The 18,840-nt window shown below is 47.0% G+C and carries 24 protein-coding genes; 22 read left to right on the top strand and 2 right to left on the bottom strand.

The genetic code is table 11. The features are described 5' to 3' along the window. From GVY43_RS07435 to GVY43_RS07415, 5 genes are all read left to right on the top strand, one after another. Positions 1–270, top strand: coding sequence for a holin (locus GVY43_RS07435; protein WP_159562716.1), 270 nt, complete (start codon positions 1–3; stop codon positions 268–270). 168 nt (positions 271–438) lie between these two features. Then, entirely contained in the window at positions 439–1,032 is a 594-nt protein-coding gene (locus GVY43_RS07430; RefSeq protein ID WP_159562715.1) for a dihydrofolate reductase family protein, read from the top strand. Further along, complete coding sequence (locus GVY43_RS07425) at positions 1,029–1,562, top strand: GNAT family N-acetyltransferase (protein ID WP_159562714.1); 534 nt, start codon at positions 1,029–1,031, stop codon at positions 1,560–1,562. Before GVY43_RS07430 ends, GVY43_RS07425 begins: the two co-directional genes overlap by 4 nt. 10 nt (positions 1,563–1,572) lie before the next feature. Beyond that, a complete protein-coding gene (locus GVY43_RS07420; RefSeq protein WP_159562713.1) occupies positions 1,573–2,190 on the top strand; it encodes a hypothetical protein in 618 nt (205 codons plus the stop codon). Continuing rightward, positions 2,191–2,631: a hypothetical protein gene (locus GVY43_RS07415; RefSeq protein ID WP_074036127.1), complete on the top strand. Its 441-nt coding sequence runs from the start codon at positions 2,191–2,193 to the stop codon at positions 2,629–2,631. Here the strand turns inward: GVY43_RS07415 and GVY43_RS07410 are convergent. Continuing rightward, complete coding sequence (locus GVY43_RS07410; protein WP_074036128.1) at positions 2,623–3,150, bottom strand: AAA family ATPase; 528 nt, start codon at positions 3,148–3,150, stop codon at positions 2,623–2,625. The genes GVY43_RS07415 and GVY43_RS07410 overlap by 9 nt on opposite strands. A 93-nt stretch (positions 3,151–3,243) precedes the next feature. Between GVY43_RS07410 and GVY43_RS07405 the strand changes: the two genes are divergently transcribed. Beyond that, on the top strand, positions 3,244–4,113 hold the full coding sequence (locus tag GVY43_RS07405; RefSeq protein WP_159562712.1) for a PhzF family phenazine biosynthesis protein: 870 nt from the start codon (positions 3,244–3,246) through the stop codon (positions 4,111–4,113). A 32-nt stretch (positions 4,114–4,145) separates the two neighbouring features. Here GVY43_RS07405 and GVY43_RS07400 read toward each other — a convergent pair whose 3' ends face one another. Beyond that, entirely contained in the window at positions 4,146–5,090 is a 945-nt protein-coding gene (locus tag GVY43_RS07400) for a DUF5692 family protein (protein ID WP_159562711.1), read from the bottom strand. Positions 5,091–5,291: 201 nt separating this feature from the next. Here GVY43_RS07400 and GVY43_RS07395 point away from each other — a divergent pair, with 201 nt between their 5' ends. The 16 genes from GVY43_RS07395 to GVY43_RS07320 all read left to right on the top strand — a co-directional run bounded on the left by GVY43_RS07395 (position 5,292) and on the right by GVY43_RS07320 (position 18,832). Further along, entirely contained in the window at positions 5,292–5,906 is a 615-nt protein-coding gene (locus GVY43_RS07395; protein ID WP_159562710.1) for a TetR/AcrR family transcriptional regulator, read from the top strand. A gap of 84 nt (positions 5,907–5,990) precedes the next feature. Then, positions 5,991–6,998, top strand: coding sequence for a tRNA dihydrouridine synthase (locus GVY43_RS07390; protein WP_371729715.1), 1,008 nt, complete (start codon positions 5,991–5,993; stop codon positions 6,996–6,998). A gap of 121 nt (positions 6,999–7,119) precedes the next feature. Next, positions 7,120–7,290, top strand: a complete 171-nt coding sequence (locus GVY43_RS07385; protein ID WP_159562708.1) for a hypothetical protein — start codon at positions 7,120–7,122, stop codon at positions 7,288–7,290. 164 nt (positions 7,291–7,454) lie between these two features. Continuing rightward, the gene (tnpA, locus tag GVY43_RS07380) at positions 7,455–7,856 is read left to right on the top strand and encodes an IS200/IS605 family transposase (RefSeq protein ID WP_159562707.1); all 402 of its coding nucleotides are present in this window, start codon (positions 7,455–7,457) and stop codon (positions 7,854–7,856) included. A 4-nt stretch (positions 7,857–7,860) separates the two neighbouring features. After that, a complete protein-coding gene (locus tag GVY43_RS07375) occupies positions 7,861–8,937 on the top strand; it encodes an RNA-guided endonuclease TnpB family protein (protein ID WP_159562706.1) in 1,077 nt (358 codons plus the stop codon). Between the two features lie 151 nt (positions 8,938–9,088). Continuing rightward, positions 9,089–9,580, top strand: a complete 492-nt coding sequence (locus tag GVY43_RS07370; protein WP_159562705.1) for a hypothetical protein — start codon at positions 9,089–9,091, stop codon at positions 9,578–9,580. A 120-nt stretch (positions 9,581–9,700) separates the two neighbouring features. Continuing rightward, complete coding sequence (locus GVY43_RS07365; protein ID WP_159562704.1) at positions 9,701–10,381, top strand: response regulator transcription factor; 681 nt, start codon at positions 9,701–9,703, stop codon at positions 10,379–10,381. A 1-nt stretch (position 10,382) separates the two neighbouring features. Beyond that, a complete protein-coding gene (locus GVY43_RS07360; RefSeq protein WP_159562703.1) occupies positions 10,383–11,387 on the top strand; it encodes a sensor histidine kinase KdpD in 1,005 nt (334 codons plus the stop codon). Positions 11,388–11,479: 92 nt separating this feature from the next. After that, positions 11,480–12,163, top strand: coding sequence for an ABC transporter ATP-binding protein (locus GVY43_RS07355; RefSeq protein ID WP_074033830.1), 684 nt, complete (start codon positions 11,480–11,482; stop codon positions 12,161–12,163). Beyond that, positions 12,160–14,730, top strand: coding sequence for an ABC transporter permease (locus tag GVY43_RS07350; protein ID WP_159562702.1), 2,571 nt, complete (start codon positions 12,160–12,162; stop codon positions 14,728–14,730). Before GVY43_RS07355 ends, GVY43_RS07350 begins: the two co-directional genes overlap by 4 nt. 232 nt (positions 14,731–14,962) lie before the next feature. Continuing rightward, positions 14,963–15,286, top strand: coding sequence for a PadR family transcriptional regulator (locus tag GVY43_RS07345; protein ID WP_031422720.1), 324 nt, complete (start codon positions 14,963–14,965; stop codon positions 15,284–15,286). Next, on the top strand, positions 15,283–15,819 hold the full coding sequence (locus tag GVY43_RS07340; RefSeq protein WP_159562701.1) for a DUF2812 domain-containing protein: 537 nt from the start codon (positions 15,283–15,285) through the stop codon (positions 15,817–15,819). The genes GVY43_RS07345 and GVY43_RS07340 overlap by 4 nt, the downstream gene beginning before the upstream one ends. A gap of 23 nt (positions 15,820–15,842) precedes the next feature. After that, entirely contained in the window at positions 15,843–16,013 is a 171-nt protein-coding gene (locus tag GVY43_RS07335) for a hypothetical protein (RefSeq protein WP_159562700.1), read from the top strand. A gap of 253 nt (positions 16,014–16,266) precedes the next feature. After that, a complete protein-coding gene (gene tnpB, locus GVY43_RS07330) occupies positions 16,267–17,355 on the top strand; it encodes an IS200/IS605 family element RNA-guided endonuclease TnpB (protein WP_159562699.1) in 1,089 nt (362 codons plus the stop codon). Between the two features lie 194 nt (positions 17,356–17,549). Next, entirely contained in the window at positions 17,550–18,092 is a 543-nt protein-coding gene (locus GVY43_RS07325; protein ID WP_078147384.1) for an RNA polymerase sigma factor, read from the top strand. Then, positions 18,089–18,832, top strand: a complete 744-nt coding sequence (locus GVY43_RS07320; RefSeq protein WP_159562698.1) for a hypothetical protein — start codon at positions 18,089–18,091, stop codon at positions 18,830–18,832. Before GVY43_RS07325 ends, GVY43_RS07320 begins: the two co-directional genes overlap by 4 nt. The last annotated feature ends 8 nt before the right edge of the window (positions 18,833–18,840 follow it).

The following is an 18,840-nucleotide window of genomic DNA, read 5'->3' as shown; positions in this document are numbered from 1 at the left end:
ATGGACGTGTTCACAACGACCGTGTTATTCGCGGCGACCGTTTTGGCGGCGGTGACGATGGGGATGGTACAAGTCATCAAGACGATCGGGAAGGTGCCGGCGAACTATATCCCGGCGGTCGCGGCCGTCGTGGGGATCCTACTCGGCCTCATCTCGTTCCCGTTCACGGATCTGGACGTCTACTCACGTGGATGGGCGGGCTTGATCGCAGGTCTTGCATCGACCGGTCTCTATGAGTTCACACAGGACCGGAGAAATCGAGCCAAATGAAAAAGAGACGGCTTCCCGTCTCTGATAATTGATTTCATGTACAATAAAGTTACTGGGCATGTGGAGACGGTGGCGTGGTTGGAGAAAGTAGAATAAGATGAATGTATCATGCCTTCGATTGAATCAATCGGGGGCTTTTTGTGCAAACAGTCGAAAGGAGAGTCGGAGATGAGGAAAATCATTGTTCTGGAACACCTGTCGTTAGACGGTGTGATTCAAGCACCAGGTGGGAGAGAAGAAGATTTGAGTGGGGATTTCATGCATGGGGGATGGACGGAACCTTTTTCGAGCCAAGAGCTCGGGATTTGGATTCGGACGCAAATGCATAGTGAGTTTGATTTGTTGCTCGGTCGAAAGACATATGACCAATGGGCGAGTTACTGGCCGAACCACGATGACGTCTGGCCGGAAGCCAATCGGGCGATGAAGTATGTGGTCACGCGGCAGTCAATGGATACAAGATGGGAAGCGACTACGTTTTTGACAGAACCGGTCGAAGTATTGAAGCGACTCAAACAAGAAGAGGGACCCGATTTACACGTCTGGGGAAGCGGTGAACTCGTGCACACGCTACTCGCAAACAATCTCATCGATGAATACCGATTGATCGTATATCCTATCATTATCGGTTCAGGCAAACGACTTTTCCCGGACGGCAACATCTTGCCACTGCAACTCGACGTGATCGAGCAACAGCTGATGCCGAACGGGGTCCATGTTGTTCGGTATGGGCGCCTTCAATCGGAAGGGGGGAAGATATGAGAATCGAGCAACACCTCGAAATGACCGTATCAGAATCGATGGATAAGGAGCTAACTGAGCTATTACGACATGCGTTTCCCTCAATTTATCCGAATCGCCGCTACTTCAAGCAATTACCCCATTTCCGACTCATCGCGTATGAAGACGAACGGATCATTGGACAAGTCGGGTTAGACTTTCGTGTGATGAATATGAACGGGGAATCGATTCACGTGCTCGGCATCATCGATCTGTGTGTCCGGGAAGAAGTTCGGGGACGTGGGGTCGGACGGGCACTGATGGAAAAAGTCATTGCTCTTGGGGAAACGTACCCCATCGATTTTCTTCTGTTATTCGCAGACCGACCAGACCTCTACGAACGCATCGGGTTTCACACGGTATCTAACACATGCACGTGGCTTCAAATCGATGACGAGAATCAGACGATACGAGGGATCGGGGAGGCGTCGTTTGAAGAATTGATGATTCGTCAGGTGGGAGACAAACGATGGAGCGACGGAACACTCGATTTGCTTGGATATTTATACTAGGGGGATATCGATGAATCTTGAACAGGTGACAAAAATGTATGAGACGTATGCACAAAAAATCGCGGACCGAAAACAAGTGTATGAAACGATTGCTGATACTTTTGACGTGAAGCAGGCGCTCTATCCGGGGAGTCACGTCGACGTCGCCCCTTCCCTCGTCATCCCTCATGTCATCTATGTCGACAGTTTCAAAGGGACGATTCGTTTCTTCAAGCAAATTGAAACGGTACAGGAGCTGATGGATCAACGAAAGGAATATGATGAGCCGTGTACGATTGAATTTTTTGGTCAGGACTATACGCAGCCGCTCGACATCGAACCCGTTGACTTGATCATCTCGCAATATGCGGGGTTTGTCGGTCAGGCGACGAAACAATATTTGAAGCCGCGTGGCATCTTGCTCTGTAACGATAGCCATGGAGATGCGACGTTGGCGCGATTCGATGAAACGTTCGAGCTGATTGGGGTCATGGGAAGTACAAATGAACTCATTCAGACGGGGCTCGACGATTATTTCCGATTGCCGAAAGGGAAAGACGTCGATGTAGCCGAAGTGAAGAAGACGATGAAAGGTCCAATGTATACGAAGTCAGTTGAGAATTATGTGTTTCAAAAAAGGAGGGATTGAATGAAGCAATATACGATTCGAACTCGTAACGTTCCGCTTTCCCTGCATGACGCGGTCATCACGGAAGCGACATTTATGGGTTCGACAATCCGTCTCGTTTTTGCGGATGGCATCCGTGACTTGTTCAAGAAGGAAGCGGTATGGACGGGACGTGCCGTCGTGACAATCTCGAACGTAGACCGGGATTCTTCGTCGCTCGTCCGCTTCGGTGAATCGTCTTATTCGGTATGTCCGATCGAACAATTGGGTCAGTTTGTTAAAATGGGGCGCTTCGAAATCATCGATGAACTGTACGGATATCGGCAACTATTGTTCCGCTGCATGTGGTTGACCGATACGATGTGTGAAGCGGTGGAGCTGAGTCTATCCCATTCAAGTGAGCTCGTCATCCGATGGGAAGACGAGCCGTCCGAAGCGATGTATGAATCTGAATCATTTTGAGGCAAGTGTGAGACCGACATGATCGGCGACCGCTCGCGCAACATCTTGTTTTGATAGGTGATCTGTTACAATTTTTTCTGCATGGATTTCAGATTGAAATGCGGACTGGCAGCGAACAATCTGCGCTTTCCCCCAAGAGTTGAACCATTCGAAACGTTTATTCAATCGTTTCACGAGCGTCTGTCGATGCGCTTCGAGGATCAAATGACGTACGTCGATCCCGTCCCGCTGAAGCCGACCGATGATTTCGTCTACATACGTTGCGTCCACCAATGTCATGGGAACGAGGATGACCCCATCGAAGGACGTGGCAATCTTCGACAACATCCGATAGTTGAACTCCCGCCATTCCGGATGGTGCTGAAAATCGGGCTGTTGAAGGCTTTTTGGCAATTGGTTCCGAATGAAAAAGCCGACTTGTTCCGGGTCATAGAGAAACGCGTTCGGCAACTGTTTCTCAAGTAGCTTGGCACAGGTTGTCTTGCCCGAGCCGAATGCACCGTTAATCCATATAATCATCAAAGTCCCCCCATTTTTCATCATGTCGTCTTGCAATTATAACGTATAGTTGAGTTTGCAGAATCCTATAGATTGACTAAAGGAGATTGAAACATGTTATCGATTGATGTATATGTTGTCCATGCTTTTTCAAAAGATGGAGAAGGAGGGAATGCGGCTGGGGTCGTATTACATGCAGATGCCTTAACCGAATTAGAAATGAAACAGATTGCGAAGAAGGTCGGTTACAGTGAGACTGCCTTCGTGAGTCAATCGCATCATGCGGAAGTCCGCGTCCGTTTTTTCACACCTGAAGAGGAAGTCGACCTCTGTGGTCATGCAACGATTGCAACGTTTCATGTATTGAAAGAACAAGGTCTACTTGGGAGTGGACGATTTACACAAGAGACGAGAGCTGGTGTGTTAGAGGTCGAGATCCGAAACGATTTGACTATTATGATGCAGCAGCGACTCCCAGAATTTTTACCCGTGATAAATCATCAAGAAATTGCTGATTCACTTAAGGTTCCGCTTGAGGTATTAGATGATCGTTTTCCGATTCTGATCGGTTTCACTGGACTCCAGGATATCCTGATTCCTATCAAATCGCTTACTGAACTATTGTCTATTCAACCGGACTTCGAAAAAGTGAAGGAAATCAGTCGACAATCTGACGTGGTTGGGTACCATCTTTTCACTCTTGAAACGATGGAGGATGGCATCGCCCATACACGAAATTTTGCGCCACTATATGGAATCGATGAAGAATCTGCCACTGGAACGTCGAACGGTGCGCTGGCTTGTTATCTGTTCGAGCAATCTCTTGTTTTGAAGAAGTCGTCTACGCTTGTCATGGAGCAAGGATATGGAATGAAACTTCCGTCAGAAATTTTGGTAGAACTAACTGTAGCAGGAGAAGAAATCTCACACGTCACAGTTGGAGGAAAGGCGACTACTCTGAGCGTACAACATCTTGATTTCTAGGAACTCAAAAGACGAGCCGCGGCTCGTCTTTTTCATGCTGTCTTAGGATTAGGAGATTCTATTTCTCGTAACGCATCGACTCGTTTGTATTCTTCAGTATCGGTCCACAGCTCGTCTTTCAACGGGTTGAGACGTCGTTTCATAATACGTGATACCTGCATGACGGCGAGCACGACGTTGAGGGCAAGACTGATGAGTGCGAGCGTCCAGTTCGCTGCCGGATTATACGAGACGCTCACGTTGAACGTACTGCCGACCGCAAAGAAGTAAGGGAAGGTCATGACCCACATCATCCAAATCGAGAGCGTTTGGGCACGGTTCTGCATCCATGTTCCTTTCGCCCAAAGGAGGGCAGGGATGGTCGCGGCAATGTTCAACGCAAATCCGGAATAAAATGCGTTACCTGGTGCACACGAATAGACGTAGGAGATGTTCCAAATCCCATATGCGATGATCCACAATTTCGTCTGGTCCGGCCAAATCATATCGACTCGCTTACCGGACGTCGCAAAGATGCCGAACCAGCCACAAATGGTGAGGATGTTCAAAATTCCGGCGAAGGCGTTGACGTAGTTCCACCCACCGGAGATGTAATTCATACCGTCGACGACTCCATCAAATCCCATGAAGCCGACTTGAAACTCCCGTATAACGGCCTCCATGATATTGATGGCAAGAATGGCCGGGACGAGTACTAAATACCAAGGATGTTTCTTATGGTAGTTCGTGAAGCGGATGACCATGTAGATGAGCGCGCCGGCGAGTGCCGAATACACCTTCACCCAATGGAACCACGACGTGATTTCCGAATCGACGACAAACAACCAGATTGGAGTCAGTGCGATCGGTAACGCCATGAACATAAGTTGGCTCGCCCGTTTACCAGAACGGACGAACTCGTTCAACCCCATCAGCAGTCCAAGGACGACGAACCACATGACAACGTTATACCAAGGCATTGATTCGAAGAAAAACATAACATGACACTCCTTTCGAAAATGAGATAATCAGAAATAAATGCAGTGACTAAACATACCGAACGTTCGTTATGTTTATGTGAAAAGTGTAACAAAGCATTGTAAACGCTGTCAATAGGATGTGGGAGCTCACATGGAAGTGTCGAAAGTTCGCCACATCATTATGGTATAATGAGCGTTGAAAACAGAGGAGGGTGCGAGATGATGATGAACGAAGGAAAGTTGAAAATCTTACAAGCTGCGCGTGAAATCATCGTCGAACAGGGCATCAAAGGCACGACGCTCCGAGGGATTGCGGAGCGGGCCGGATTCAGTACGGGTGCGATTTATCATTACTACACGTCCAAAGAGGCGATTCTATATGACGTGATGGACGAGGGGCTCGGTGAGGTAAAACGCATTGAGACCGTCTCCCATGACGATCGAAAGGAAGCGGCGGTGATTATCCAGGAAATCTATGAAGGTATGCAGGAACGCCTTCAAAAAGATGCGGAGAGCCGACTTCAATTTTATCTCGCCCACGAAGCGATGATTGGCAATGAGGACATCGAACAAAAGTTCAAAGAGAAATATGAAGACTGGATCACGCGCATTGAAGCAATCTTTGTACGGGCTTACGGAGTCGAGCAAGGGCCGATGACTCGGGCGGTCGCGACATGGACGATGGCCGGGATTGACGGGATGGTGCTGCAGACGCTACTTCGCACGGGAACGATTGAACCGGAATACACGAATCGTGTGCTTCATTACTTATTGACCGAAGGATTCCCGCACTTTTTTCAACTCATTCGCTCGAAAGAAACGGATCATGAGTAATGTCAGTTGATACAATCCGACGGACATAATAGAATAGATGAGTGATTTTGTTGGACTGTATGGATGAAAGGAACTGATTTTACGATGAAAGAAAACTTTTGGCGCGACCTTCCGCGTCCGTTCTTTATACTTGCCCCGATGGAAGATGTGACCGATGTCGTCTTCCGTCATGTCGTCGCCCACGCGGGACGCCCGGACGTCTTCTTCACAGAATTCGCGAACACGGACAGCTATTGCCATCCGGAAGGAAAAGGTAGCCTCCGTGGTCGTTTGACGTTCACTGAGGACGAACAGCCGATGGTCGCCCACATCTGGGGAGACAATCCGGAATATTTCCGTCAAATGAGTATCGGGATGGCCGAGATGGGCTATAAAGGACTCGATATCAATATGGGTTGCCCGGTCCCGAACGTGGCGAAACGTGGAAAGGGGAGCGGTCTTATTCTCCGTCCGGAAGTTGCAGCTGAGCTCATTCAAGCAGCAAAAGCCGGTGGTCTCCCTGTCAGCGTCAAAACGCGTCTAGGTTTCGCGAAGCTCGATGAGTGGCGTGACTGGTTGACGCATCTCTTGAAACAAGACATCGCCAACTTGTCGATTCACTTGCGCACGCGCAATGAGATGAGTAAAGTCGACGCGCACTGGGAAATGATCCCGGACATCGTGAAGTTGCGGGACGAGATCGCCCCGGATACGCTCATCACCATCAACGGGGACATCCTCGACCGTCAAATGGGACTCGAGCTCGTTGAGAAATACGGGGTCGATGGTGTCATGATCGGTCGCGGGATTTTCAAGAACCCGTTCGCGTTCGAGAAAGAGCCTCGCGAACACTCGATGGAAGAACACCTTGATCTATTGCGTCTGCAACTGGACCTTCAGGATAAATTCCAAGAAGACGTGCCGCGTTCGATTTCGAACTTGCACCGTTTCTTCAAGATTTATGTCAAAGGATTCCGTGGGGCGAGCGAGCTACGCCATAACTTGATGGAAACGAAATCGACGGATGAGGTACGAGCGTTACTCGATGCCTTTGTCGAGAAATATCATGAAGAAGAGGCAGCACTCGCTGAGGCGGTTTCGACAGTCGAATAGTTTTTTGAAGGGGGTCAGTGAATACTGGGTCCCTTTTTTATATGAAAAATAGTAGATGACGATGAAACGTTTAATCTGGCTGATTCGTATGTAATGAGTGGAAAGAAGAGGAGGGGTGAAGATGAGCGAATGGCGCGAATCAGCAGTCGGGCTAGGACTTGTATTTGGCACGGTTAGCGGAATCGTCATCTCTTTATTAGTTGATTTTCCGTTTATATACGGTATTGTCATCGGTTCAATCATCGGATATGTGATTGGTCTTTTCATATCCATTCGTGCGATCAAACGATAGCGACCCATTACAGAATTTCCGAGCGGGAAAGCCCACTCCTTTAGGGGTGGGATGAAAGCTCGGCAGGATGCGGAGTGTCAGTAAAGAATCCGAAGGTTTTGGCGTTTTAAGTATCTGGAAATCTTCTTGTTGCAGTTTGTTGGTCAAACTGACACGATATGAATATGGAAACCAACTACAGAAGAACTCATACTACTGTTTCTCTAATCAATTATCACTTCGTCTTCTGTCCTCGATACAGAAGAAAGATATTCCTTCGTAACGATGTAGAAATACGTTTCAAAGGTTTGATGTCCGAAATATGCGAAGAACTGAATATCAAAATTATAGCCTTGGAATGCGATAAAGATCATACGCATATGTTCCTTGACGCCCCTCCAACACTGAGTCCTGCTGACATCATGGCAAAAATAAAGAGAGTAACATCTAAAAAGTTAAGAGAAGAATTTCCTCATCTTCAACATTTGCCGAGTCTCTGGACACGATTCTATTTCGTCTCCACCGCTGGAAGTGTATCGAGCGAAACGATTAAACGTTATGTCGAACAACAAAAAACAAGGGGGTGACACCGTGTCTCAGACGCTGACAGTTAACATTAAACTGAAGCCGACAAAAGAACAGGAAGTTGTTTTAAAAAGCATGGCAGAAACATATATCGAGACGGTCAATCAACTTATCTCTGATATGGCGGATGCTAAAGCGACGCTCAAATTGACAAGTAAAAGTGTTTGCGCTCATTTGCCTAGTGCCGTCAAGAACCAGGTCATCAAAGATGCCCAGAGTGTCTTCCGGAAAGTGAAGAAGTCGAAATACAAGGTCGTCCCTGTCCTGAAGAAACCTTATTGCACATGGAACAACCAGAACTATTCGTTCGATTTTGAGTCCATTTTTCTTCCAATCATGGTAGACGGGAAGGTCAAAAGGATAGAGATCCGTGCCGAGATGGTCGATCGAGACAATCGTAACTTCTCCCTTCTGAATAACAAGTTGGGCGCGGTGCGCATTACGAAAAAGTCTAATAAGTGGATGGCCCAAATCGCCGTTACAATCCCCACGACGGAGAAGACCGGTACGAAGGTTCTTGGTGTCGACCTCGGTCTAAAAGTCTCGGCGGTCGCATCGACTGATTGCGACAAGGTGAGGTTCTTTGGGAACGGTCGTGAAAACAAGTACATGAAACGCAAGTTTCGTGCGAGACGGAAAGAACTCGGTCAAAAGAAGAAGCTGAACGCGATCAAGGAACTGGACAACAAGGAGCAGCGTTGGATGAAAGACAAGGATCACAAGGTGAGCCGTGAGATCGTCGACTTCGCAAAAGAGAACAACATTTCTGTCATTCGCCTAGAGAAGCTAGCGAATATCCGGCAGACGGCAAGAACAAGCCGTAAAAACAATAAGAATCTGCATACATGGTCGTTCTATCGCCTGGCATTATTTATCGAGTACAAGGCGAAACTAGAAGGGATCAAGGTTGAATATGTCAATCCTGCGTATACATCTCAGACATGCCCTTCTTGCGGGAGTCGGAATAAAGCGAAAGACCGTACCTATTCGTGTTCTTGCGGATTTAATAAACATCGAGATGTAGTCGGTGCGATGAATATCCGATACGCACCTGTGGTTGATGGTAAAAGTCAATCAGCCTGAGAATCTATATGATCTGTCTCAGGAGGGGTGATGGCACACCCTCATCTGGAGGTTTGAGCAAAACAGAAATGGACTGCGCTCACACAAGCACTTCAGAATCCCACTCATCCCGCGAAGGGTGAGCTTGCGGCTTTAGCCGTGGGAGTGTCAAATGAGTGAATTCCAATTTATTGTGAGCAATCACCCACTAAAAGAAGTCGAAAATCCATATGTCGAGTTCTTATCTATCAACGAGGCCATCCAAAAAGGCATCGTGTTGCCTGACATTCTGACAGACGTCGAGGACCTCGACCGTGATGAAAAGATTTTGATGAACGTCGAGTCGGAAGAGCAACTTGACGAGATTGAGATTAAACATAGTCTCTATTATGCGATGGAGAACGTCGAGGCGTATTCTTCAAAACCGCACGTAGTAGAGTTGCGTTGGCGTTATTCCGATGCGAGAGCCGAACAGCTCGTCGAATATATAACCGACCATTTGAAGACGGCGGAGGAAGTCGAGATTTGGAAAGTGTGGGTCGATGAACAGACCAAGCCGAAAGTTCAATCCATCAAGCTCGACGAGTTGACGATAGATGCATTACGATTCTTAGGCGAAGTCGGATTCGTACGACCGGAGTGCCTTCGAGTTACAACATCCTAATCCGCGTGCAAATAACGTATTGTCCTCCCTGACGAGATTTCTCGTTAGGGATTTTTGATTTCTCACCTCACTTGAATAAAGACTGCTATATTATGGGGAGAAGAGTCAGGAGGGAATACCATGCATATTCTAATCGTAGAAGACGACCGGACGATCGCCTCCGGTCTCCAATATTCACTCGAACAAGAACAATTTAGAACAACGTTATGCCAAAACGTGGCTGACGCGACGCTTATGATTGAACAACAGTTACATACAATTGATTTATGCCTCTTTGATTTGTCACTGCCAGATGGGAGTGGATATGACTTATGTCGGCTCGTGAAGCAACAACAAGACATCCCTGTCATCTTTCTGACGGCATTCGATGATGAAGTGAATGTGGTGATGGGACTCGATATGGGAGCGGACGACTACATCACGAAACCGTTCCGTGTCCGAGAACTCGTTTCACGAATTCACTCGGTACTTCGTCGATACAATAAAAACGTACGCTCGCCTCTGTTGACGATTGGTCCAGTTGAAATCAATACGCAAGATGCAAAAGTAAAAAAGAATGGGGACGAAATTTTGTTGACAGCGCTCGAGTATCGTTTGTTGCTCATCTTTGGGAGGCATACAGGGCAAGTGTTGTCACGGGCCCAACTACTCGATCAGATTTGGGATGTGGGTGGGGAATTCGTGAACGATAATACGTTGACCGTTTATATTAAGCGACTCCGCGAGAAACTAGAGGATGATCCACAACACCCGATGCTTATTACGACTGTGCGTGGAATCGGATACAAGGTGGGGCGTTAATATGTTGCGAAACCAAGAAATAAGAATATACTTGTTCACTTGTCTATTTTTTATTGGAATAGCTGTAGGTATTGCCGTCTTATTCATGTCCATAGAGGCGGCCGTTCTGGTCGTCCTATTAGCAATCATACTTTTCGGCGTTACGTATCGTTTCACGGCATGGCGTTATCGAGAAATCGAGCAGCTCTCGGGATATCTTCAAGAAATCAGTAATGGCAACTATACATTGGATGTCCGTGATAATCGCGAAGGGGAGCTCAGTTTGTTAAAGAGCCAACTCTACAAAGTGACGAAAATGCTATCTGAACAAGGCGCGTATCTTGAAGAAGATAAACAGAAGTTAACGGATGCGATCTCCGATATCTCCCATCAATTGAAGACACCGCTCACCTCGATGACCGTCATGGCGGATCTCCTCAGTGACCCTCGTCTATCCGAGGAAAAGCGTCAAGAATTCACCCATAACGTACAAGTACAACTTGAACGAATGGAGTGGCTCTTGTCTTCTCTTCTCAAACTATCAAAAATTGATGCCGGGACAATACATTTCAAGCGCGAATTGGTATCTGTCCCTGCGCTCATTGAAGCCGTAGCGGAACCGATGCTCGTACCGATTGATATTAAAATGCAACGACTCCATGTTCAAGGCGAAAAAGATGTTACATTCGAGGGTGATTTGAAGTGGACGACGGAGGCACTCATCAACATCTTAAAAAATTGCGTGGAGCATACGCCGGAACAGGGCGATGTATTCATCGAGTTTAGTGAAAATACGCTGTATACAGAAATTGTGATTCGTGACACGGGGATTGGCGTCGCAAAACAAGACCTCCCGTACATTTTCCAACGGTTTTATAAAGGTGTGAATGCGAGCGAAGAAAGTGTCGGGATTGGGCTTGCCATGGCACACAGTATCATTATGAGCCAGGAAGGTGAGTTGACTGTTCGAAGCGAACCTGGGGTCGGAACGGATTTTCATATTCGCTTCTATAAAGCAGTTGTCTGACCGCTAAGTGACGAAATCGTCACTTTCGAGTCACAGACGAGTCACACTCACTCGGTACACTCGAAGTAGATCAAGTACTGGAGGGTGCAAACATGAACATATTAGAAGTACAAAACTTATCGAAAGTATACGGCAAGGACGAGATGGAGGTCAGAGCGCTCGATGACGTCTCGTTCACGGTGAAGAAAGGTGAATTTGTCTGTATCGTCGGGCCTTCGGGTTCGGGGAAATCGACATTGTTGCATTTACTTGGTGGTGTCGATGTGCCGACGAGTGGACAGGTGTTGATTGATCAAACAGACATTTATGCATTGGACGAGACGCAGCTTGCCATTTTCCGTCGTCGACAAATCGGTTTGATTTATCAGTTTTATAACTTGATTCCGATTTTAACTGTCGAAGAGAACATCACGTTACCGATGCTATTAGATGAACAAAAAGTGGATATCGCTCACTTGGAACGCATCATCGGCATCTTGGGCTTGTCAAATCGATTGACCCATTTACCAAATCAATTATCGGGAGGGCAACAGCAGCGCGTTTCCATCGGTCGGGCACTGATTAGTAATCCAGCTATTATCTTAGCCGACGAGCCGACAGGAAACTTGGATAGTCAAAATAGTGAAGAAATCATGAGCCTGTTAAAACTGTTCAATAAGAAATTCAATCAAACGCTCATCATCATTACCCATGACGAGCGGATTGCCTTACAGGCGGATCGTATCATTTCGATTGAAGATGGCAAGATTGCGAAGAATGAGGTCGTCCGCGCATGAACATCATCAATAAAATGACACTTCGGCATTTGCGCGAGAACAAACGACGCTCGCTTGTTACAATCATCGGAGTCATCATCTCTGTATCGATGATTACAGCTGTCACAACGCTCGGATCTTCTTTTTTGGATTTGATGATTCGTCAAGACATCGCAGATAACGGAGAATGGCATGTTCAGTATCTAGATACAAACGAAAAGCAAGTCGAAGCTATTCGGGATGATGCGAACACGAAGGCTGTCATCCTTTCAAATGATGGTTATGCTCAACTAGAAGAGTCACAAAACGCTTACAAACCATACTTATATGTTCGAAACTATAACACATCCGGATTGAAGAGTTTTCCAATTGACTTGACTGAGGGGCGTCTACCGGAAAAAGAAGGCGAAGTCGTCATTTCAGAAGGGATTCGCCAAAATGCCCTCGTCACCTATAACATCGGTGATGAATTGACACTTGAGATTGGAGAGCGGATTGATCCGTCATCAGGTCACGTGTTGACACAAAATGATGGTTTGATCCGAGAAGATGAGACGATTCTCGAACAATTAAACGTTGAGGATACGGTGACATTGACGGTTGTTGGAACGATGGCTCGACCTGACTGGGAACCGACTTGGTCGCCAGGGTATACAGTCGTCGGATTCATCGATGATCAAGAATTGAATGGAGCAAGAGTCGATACGTTCGTCGCCTTGAACGATGTAGACAACTCGATTTATTCGGAAGCGAAACAGTTGATGACCGAACAGAACATAGAACGTGTCGCCTACAATTCTTCGTTGCTTCGTTATTATGGAGTGACAAATGACGATGGCTTGCGTAAAACGCTATATGGATTTGGTGGAATCATCATGGCGGTCATCGTGATCGGTTCGATTTCTCTAATCTATAACGCATTCGCCATCAGTGTGTCGGAGCGTTCTCGTTACCTCGGAATGTTGGCAAGTGTCGGGGCTACGAAGCGACAAAAGCGGAACTCGGTCTATTTTGAAGGGATGGTTATTGGGGGAATTAGCATTCCACTCGGTATCCTGGCGGGGATTACGGGTATTGCGTTCACATTCCTATTCATCAATGCATTTGCCGAAAAAGCGTTAAACGTGACGGAGAAGTTTGAAGTTGTCGTCACACCGATTACTTTACTATTAACTCTCTTCATTTCGAGCGTAACCATTTTCATTTCCTGCTATCTTCCGGCGCGTCGAGCCTCAAAGATTTCTGCGATTGACGCCATTCGTCAAACGCAAGATGTACGATTGACGTCAAAACAAGTGAAGACGTCAAAACTAGTTCGTCGTCTTTTCGGTTTAGAAGCAGAGATTGGGTTGAAGAATACGAAGCGCAACCGTAAACGGTATCTGGTTACCGTCTTCTCGCTCGTCATCAGTATCGTCCTGTTTTTAGTGGTCAGTTACTTCACTGATCGTCTCGAACAGTCCCTTGACATGTCTCAAGCAGACTATGATTTCGATATTCTTGTGAATGGTTCAACGCTTGATCAAAATGATTTACGACGTTATGAATCGTTAGATCATGTGACGAACGGAACATATTTTGAAAATGCAACGGTCCAAACGATGGTCAGCAAATCTCAATTACCGAGTGCGATTACCAAGAACGAGAATTTGGCATCAACGATCGTTGACGGAAAATTTATGTACTACGTATCCCTCTATCAATTAGATGATGAAAGTTTCAATGCGTACTTGAAACAAATCGGAGCGCCTGTCAGTCGTTTTGAAGACGGGGACGTACCAGGAGCCGTCTTGATTGATGAGATCTCGTATCAAGACATGGATCAGAAAAAATTCATCACTTCAGAGACGGTCGAAACAGAAATCGGTGATACGTTTGAATTGAGGGACGAGAATGCAACGGGCGACGCGGCACCGCTTAAAACGATTCAAGTTGGCGCAATGACAGATATCGCCCCGACCGGTGTGATGACAGGTTCTCTTGGATGGCTAGATGTGATAGTACGAGAAGGGACGTTTGAAGAAGACGCAATCGGGGATTTGATGAAACAATCGAGTCCGTCAATCGCGTTGAATACAGATAACCCCGAGGACACACAACAAGTGATTGAAGCGGAACAGAATTTGGATTTGTATGTCTTTAACATATCGGAACAACGGGAACAACAAGAACAGATGTTGTTACTTTTATCAATATTTGTGTACGGGTTTATCGTGCTAATTTCGCTAATCTCGATTGCGAACATTTTTAACACGATTTCAACGAGCGTCTCACTTCGTCGTCGTGAGTTTGCGATGCTTCGTTCGGTTGGGATGACTCCGAAAGGATTCAATAAGATGGTGTACTATGAAAGCATTTTTTATGGGGTGAAAGCCCTTGCGTATGGGATTCCCATCAGTCTTCTCATCATGTACCTCATCTATCGAGCGCAAATCAATACGTTTGATGCTCCGTTTACCTTGCCGTGGAATAGCATTTTGTTTGTCGTCATCATGATTTTCATGATTGTGGGTGCCTCGATGCTATATTCCGTTTCAAAAATAAAGAAAGATAACATTATCGACCGATTGAAACAAGAAAACGATTAAGAAGATTATTAAATATTCATGACAAACCATGAAGTACAAAACAAGGGGCTCAGTACATATTGAGTCCCTTTTTTATGATTTCATGACAAACAAAACAAGATTGCCAAAACAATACGAAGAACGACCAAAATAAAAATATTTTGTCACAGCTCTTGTTAATTAACCAAAAATAGGATATTTTTGATATATCGGATGACGATATAACGAATAACGATACAAAGGAGCAGGATACGTGACACAACAGTCAAATACAGGCGCATTAACCGAGGCGGTTTATTATATATTATTATCTCTGCAAGTCCCGAGGCATGGGTATGGGATGATGCAATTCGTTCAAGAATTGAGCAATGGGCGGGTTCAACTCGCGCCAGGTACATTATACGGCGCCCTCAGTAGTCTAGTAGAGAGAGGTTGGATTCAGGCGCTCGAAGGTACGGGGCGGAAGAAAGAGTATGAGATCACGGCAACTGGTCGAGAGGCACTTCGGTCGGAATTAAGGCGACTAGAAGAACTGGTGCAGCACGGACATGAATGGACGAAGGAGTTGGATACATGAAGACGAAAACGGTCTATCGCATATTTGTTGATTATGAGAAGGAAGAGAAGTGGCTCAATGAGATGGCTCAAACCGGTTGGGCGCTTGAATCCTTTCGTTTGATGCGATATGTGTTCAAACAAGTTGAACCTGGGACGTTCACCTACCGAATCGAATTGTTGTCCAACTTACCTTCTCACCCCGAGTCGAAGGCGTATATGGCATTCTTAGATGAAGTTGGAGTCGAAGTGGTCGATACGTCGTATCGGTGGATCTTTTTACGAAAACGAACGAGTGACGGACCGTTCCAATTGTATTCGGATTTTGATTCGATGATTCAGCGGGAGAAACGAATCATCCAACTGTATGGAGCAGTGGGACTCGCCAATTTTGTTGTGGTGGTAGCGAATCTTTCCAATCCATATGCGCAGTGGACCATCCTATTGAACATAGCTGTCGTCGCGATGTTGGCTTATGCGGTCCAACATCATACTCGGAAAGTCAGGACACTAAAAGGTCTCAAAGCGATTGGAGAGATGAAGTCGTCAGATTGAGCGCATAGGTTAGGAGGAGCAAGATGGATTCACCAGAATGGAAAGATTGTATCATTTGTTTTGGGTTGATTGCGGGGACGACACTCGGTGTAATCCTCTCGTTCTTCTTCCATATTCAATTGACATATGGGATTGCGAGCGGGGCGATGATTGGCTACATTGGCGGGCTTGTCGTATCGATTTGGAAGCAATGATGAATCAGGATAACATTCCTCGTCTCGATGACGAGGTTTTTTAACTAAATCAGGCGAGAAATCTCCCTCCTCTAAGCGTCTCGGGGCGTAGCCCAGCGTAGGCGGGAGATGAATCGCCCGGTCCAAAAGTCTTATCTCCCTATGACAGATGTTACGAACAAAAGTTCGTGATTCCGTCAGATTCTCCCTCCCCTTCCGCGGGTATCGGACGAGGAGGATACATCACGATCTGCTGGAGGGAGGAGGGACGGACATGCTGAAGGGCTATAAATACAGGCTCCACCCAACGCCTGCACAGGCCGAGTTCCTGGTCCGGACAATCGGCTGCGCCCGGTTCATCTACAACAAGCTGCTCGAGGACCGCATCGCCATCCGCGAGGAGGCGAAAGCGGGGAACGGAGCGAGACGGAAACCGGCGACACCCGCCTCCTACAAGCCCCTGTTCCCGTTCCTCGCCGAGGCGGACAGCCTCGCGCTCGCGAACGCGAAACTGAACCTCGACACCGCGTTCGCGAAGTTCTTCGCCGGGACGGGCGGCTTCCCGAACTTCAAATCGAGACGACGGTCGCGCGCCTCCTACACGACGAACAACCAGCATGGAACGATCCGCATCGAGGCGGGCAAAGTCCGTCTGCCGAAGGTCGGGTTCGTGCGGTTCACACAACATCGCCCGTTCGAGGGCGTCATCCGGTCGGCGACGGTCTCGATGACCAAGACAGGCAAGTTCTTTGTCTCCATCCTCGTCAAACAGGACGATGCACCATGGATTCCAGCCAAGAACAAGGTCGGGATCGATCTCGGCCTGGAATATTTCGCCGTCATGACGAACGACGCGATGGTCTTGGAGAAGGTCGACAACCCTCGCTTTCTCCGAAAATCTGAGGCGAAGGTCAAGAAGGCGCAACGGGCGCTGTCGCGAAAGAAGATCGGAAGCAAGAACCGTGAAAAAGCCAAATTACTTTTGGCTAAGAAACACGAAAAGATTGCCAACCAACGCAAGGACTTCCTTCATAAGCTGTCGAGACGGATCGTTGACGAGAACCAAATCATCGTCGTGGAGACATTGAAGTCGAAGGACATGATGCAAAACCATAAGCTCGCCAAGTCCATCGGGGATGTCAGTTGGTACGAGTTCGTCCGTCAACTCGAATACAAATCAAACTTCTACGGACGGACGCTCATCAAGGCGGATCAATGGTTCGCATCGACGCAGATCTGTTCTTCTTGCGGCGTAAAAGGCGAGAAGAAGGCGATGGATGTCCGTGAATGGACGTGTACCTGTGGCGCGCATCATGACCGAGACATCAACGCGAGCATCAATCTGTTGATGTTGGCAAACTAAAACGAATTCCTTCAGGGTGGGAACCACCCGACGAGCTTGGTAAATAATCGTGGCTAATAAAAGTACGATCTTCCCAAGAAGCTCCCCCTTCAATTTGCGAAGCCAATAAGTGGCGAGTAGTTCACTAGATTGTGACGGATGATATGAGATTGGGATCTATAGGTATAGAGGGATTATACGAAGGGGGTAACTGGATGGATGACCAGGTCATCATCGATTGGTACTGGGAACGATCGGAGTATGCGATTGTCGCGACGAAGAAGAAATACGGAAGCTATTGTCATCGTGTTTCTTATAATATTCTACAGAATCGCGAAGACACAGAGGAGTGTTTGAACGATTTATATATGAAAGCGTGGGAGTCGATCCCGCCGACACGTCCGCTTCGACTCGGAGCGTATTTGACGAAGATCGTGCGAAATCTCGCATTACAGCGTTATAAGAAGAATCATGCAAAAAAACGTGGCGGTGGGGAAGTACCGCTCGTCTATGAAGAACTAGAACATGTCCTTACGGAATCGATGAAAGACGAAGACCTCGTCGACGTGTTGAATGAATTTCTAGCAGACCTACCTCGACTGACAAGGGTGATGTTCATGCAACGTTATTTCTATTTACACTCGATTCAAGAAATTGCAACGACACATCAGCTCGGTGAGAGCCATGTCAAAATGACCTTGAAGCGCACGCGGGATGCGTTACAGCGAGCGCTTGAAGCAGAAGGGGTTCGCGTATGAAAAGTGAGCAGATCCTTCGACTACTCGGGGAAGTCGATGACCGGTATATAGAGGAATCGATGATGATAGAGCGAAAACCTTATCAACGACTGAAATGGGGAGCAGGATTCCTCATCGCTGTCGCTGCGGGATTCATGCTCTTCACATCGAATGTCTGGAACGAACAAATCCCGCTATCCACGGATTCCACTGCGAATTCCGTTCACATTGTCGATCAATCAAAAGTAAAACCAGATATTTCCGAGGAAAATATGATGGAGATGACAGAGGATGAACTATTCTCAAAATGGAATCCGGTCGTGGTCAGAGGAACGGTCACGAACATCTGGCATATCGAGATTGACTTCAACGGAGAGACAGAATATCAGTCTCTTATCAAGATACAGGTATCCAGCGTGTATCGTGGGGATGTGCGAGTCGGGCAAGATTTGATTGTTCGTGCTGATGCCATCACGGAAACCGGACAGACAACAGATGCATCCGTTATCTCGCACGTGAAACAAGGCATGGAAGGAATTTTCATGCCGATTCCATACGATGACGAATTTGTCTGGGAACAAAATGAAGCGACACTTCGATTGAAAGACATTGCCGATTACGGTTTTCCGGATGGGGAACGCTATCTGTTTTTAGATACACCGAACGGATTGTTGTTCGAGCGGGATGCTTACCCGTCCTTACAAGGTTTGGACTCACTCGATGAAGTAGAGCACTGGATGATGACTCGATTTTCAGAATAACGGAGAAC

Origin of the sequence: Exiguobacterium sp. 8H (assembly GCF_902506255.1) — a bacterium.
GTDB lineage: Bacteria > Bacillota > Bacilli > Exiguobacteriales > Exiguobacteriaceae > Exiguobacterium > Exiguobacterium profundum.
The sequence above is the reverse complement of the archived record's forward strand: the minus strand, read 5'-3'. Positions and strand labels throughout refer to the sequence as shown.

Excerpts from the sequence above, each read along its gene's own strand:
- GVY43_RS07435 (WP_159562716.1), top strand. The coding sequence starts at position 1 with ATGGACGTGTTCACAACGACCGTGTTATTCGCGGCGACCGTTTTGGCG.
- GVY43_RS07430 (WP_159562715.1), top strand. The coding sequence starts at position 439 with ATGAGGAAAATCATTGTTCTGGAACACCTGTCGTTAGACGGTGTGATT.
- GVY43_RS07425 (WP_159562714.1), top strand. The coding sequence starts at position 1,029 with ATGAGAATCGAGCAACACCTCGAAATGACCGTATCAGAATCGATGGAT.
- GVY43_RS07420 (WP_159562713.1), top strand. The coding sequence starts at position 1,573 with ATGAATCTTGAACAGGTGACAAAAATGTATGAGACGTATGCACAAAAA.
- GVY43_RS07415 (WP_074036127.1), top strand. The coding sequence starts at position 2,191 with ATGAAGCAATATACGATTCGAACTCGTAACGTTCCGCTTTCCCTGCAT.
- GVY43_RS07410 (WP_074036128.1), bottom strand. The coding sequence starts at position 3,150 with ATGATTATATGGATTAACGGTGCATTCGGCTCGGGCAAGACAACCTGT.
- GVY43_RS07405 (WP_159562712.1), top strand. The coding sequence starts at position 3,244 with ATGTTATCGATTGATGTATATGTTGTCCATGCTTTTTCAAAAGATGGA.
- GVY43_RS07400 (WP_159562711.1), bottom strand. The coding sequence starts at position 5,090 with ATGTTTTTCTTCGAATCAATGCCTTGGTATAACGTTGTCATGTGGTTC.
- GVY43_RS07395 (WP_159562710.1), top strand. The coding sequence starts at position 5,292 with ATGATGATGAACGAAGGAAAGTTGAAAATCTTACAAGCTGCGCGTGAA.
- GVY43_RS07390 (WP_371729715.1), top strand. The coding sequence starts at position 5,991 with ATGAAAGAAAACTTTTGGCGCGACCTTCCGCGTCCGTTCTTTATACTT.
- GVY43_RS07385 (WP_159562708.1), top strand. The coding sequence starts at position 7,120 with ATGAGCGAATGGCGCGAATCAGCAGTCGGGCTAGGACTTGTATTTGGC.
- tnpA (WP_159562707.1), top strand. The coding sequence starts at position 7,455 with ATGGAAACCAACTACAGAAGAACTCATACTACTGTTTCTCTAATCAAT.
- GVY43_RS07370 (WP_159562705.1), top strand. The coding sequence starts at position 9,089 with ATGAGTGAATTCCAATTTATTGTGAGCAATCACCCACTAAAAGAAGTC.
- GVY43_RS07365 (WP_159562704.1), top strand. The coding sequence starts at position 9,701 with ATGCATATTCTAATCGTAGAAGACGACCGGACGATCGCCTCCGGTCTC.
- GVY43_RS07360 (WP_159562703.1), top strand. The coding sequence starts at position 10,383 with ATGTTGCGAAACCAAGAAATAAGAATATACTTGTTCACTTGTCTATTT.
- GVY43_RS07355 (WP_074033830.1), top strand. The coding sequence starts at position 11,480 with ATGAACATATTAGAAGTACAAAACTTATCGAAAGTATACGGCAAGGAC.
- GVY43_RS07350 (WP_159562702.1), top strand. The coding sequence starts at position 12,160 with ATGAACATCATCAATAAAATGACACTTCGGCATTTGCGCGAGAACAAA.
- GVY43_RS07340 (WP_159562701.1), top strand. The coding sequence starts at position 15,283 with ATGAAGACGAAAACGGTCTATCGCATATTTGTTGATTATGAGAAGGAA.
- GVY43_RS07335 (WP_159562700.1), top strand. The coding sequence starts at position 15,843 with ATGGATTCACCAGAATGGAAAGATTGTATCATTTGTTTTGGGTTGATT.
- tnpB (WP_159562699.1), top strand. The coding sequence starts at position 16,267 with ATGCTGAAGGGCTATAAATACAGGCTCCACCCAACGCCTGCACAGGCC.
- GVY43_RS07325 (WP_078147384.1), top strand. The coding sequence starts at position 17,550 with ATGGATGACCAGGTCATCATCGATTGGTACTGGGAACGATCGGAGTAT.
- GVY43_RS07320 (WP_159562698.1), top strand. The coding sequence starts at position 18,089 with ATGAAAAGTGAGCAGATCCTTCGACTACTCGGGGAAGTCGATGACCGG.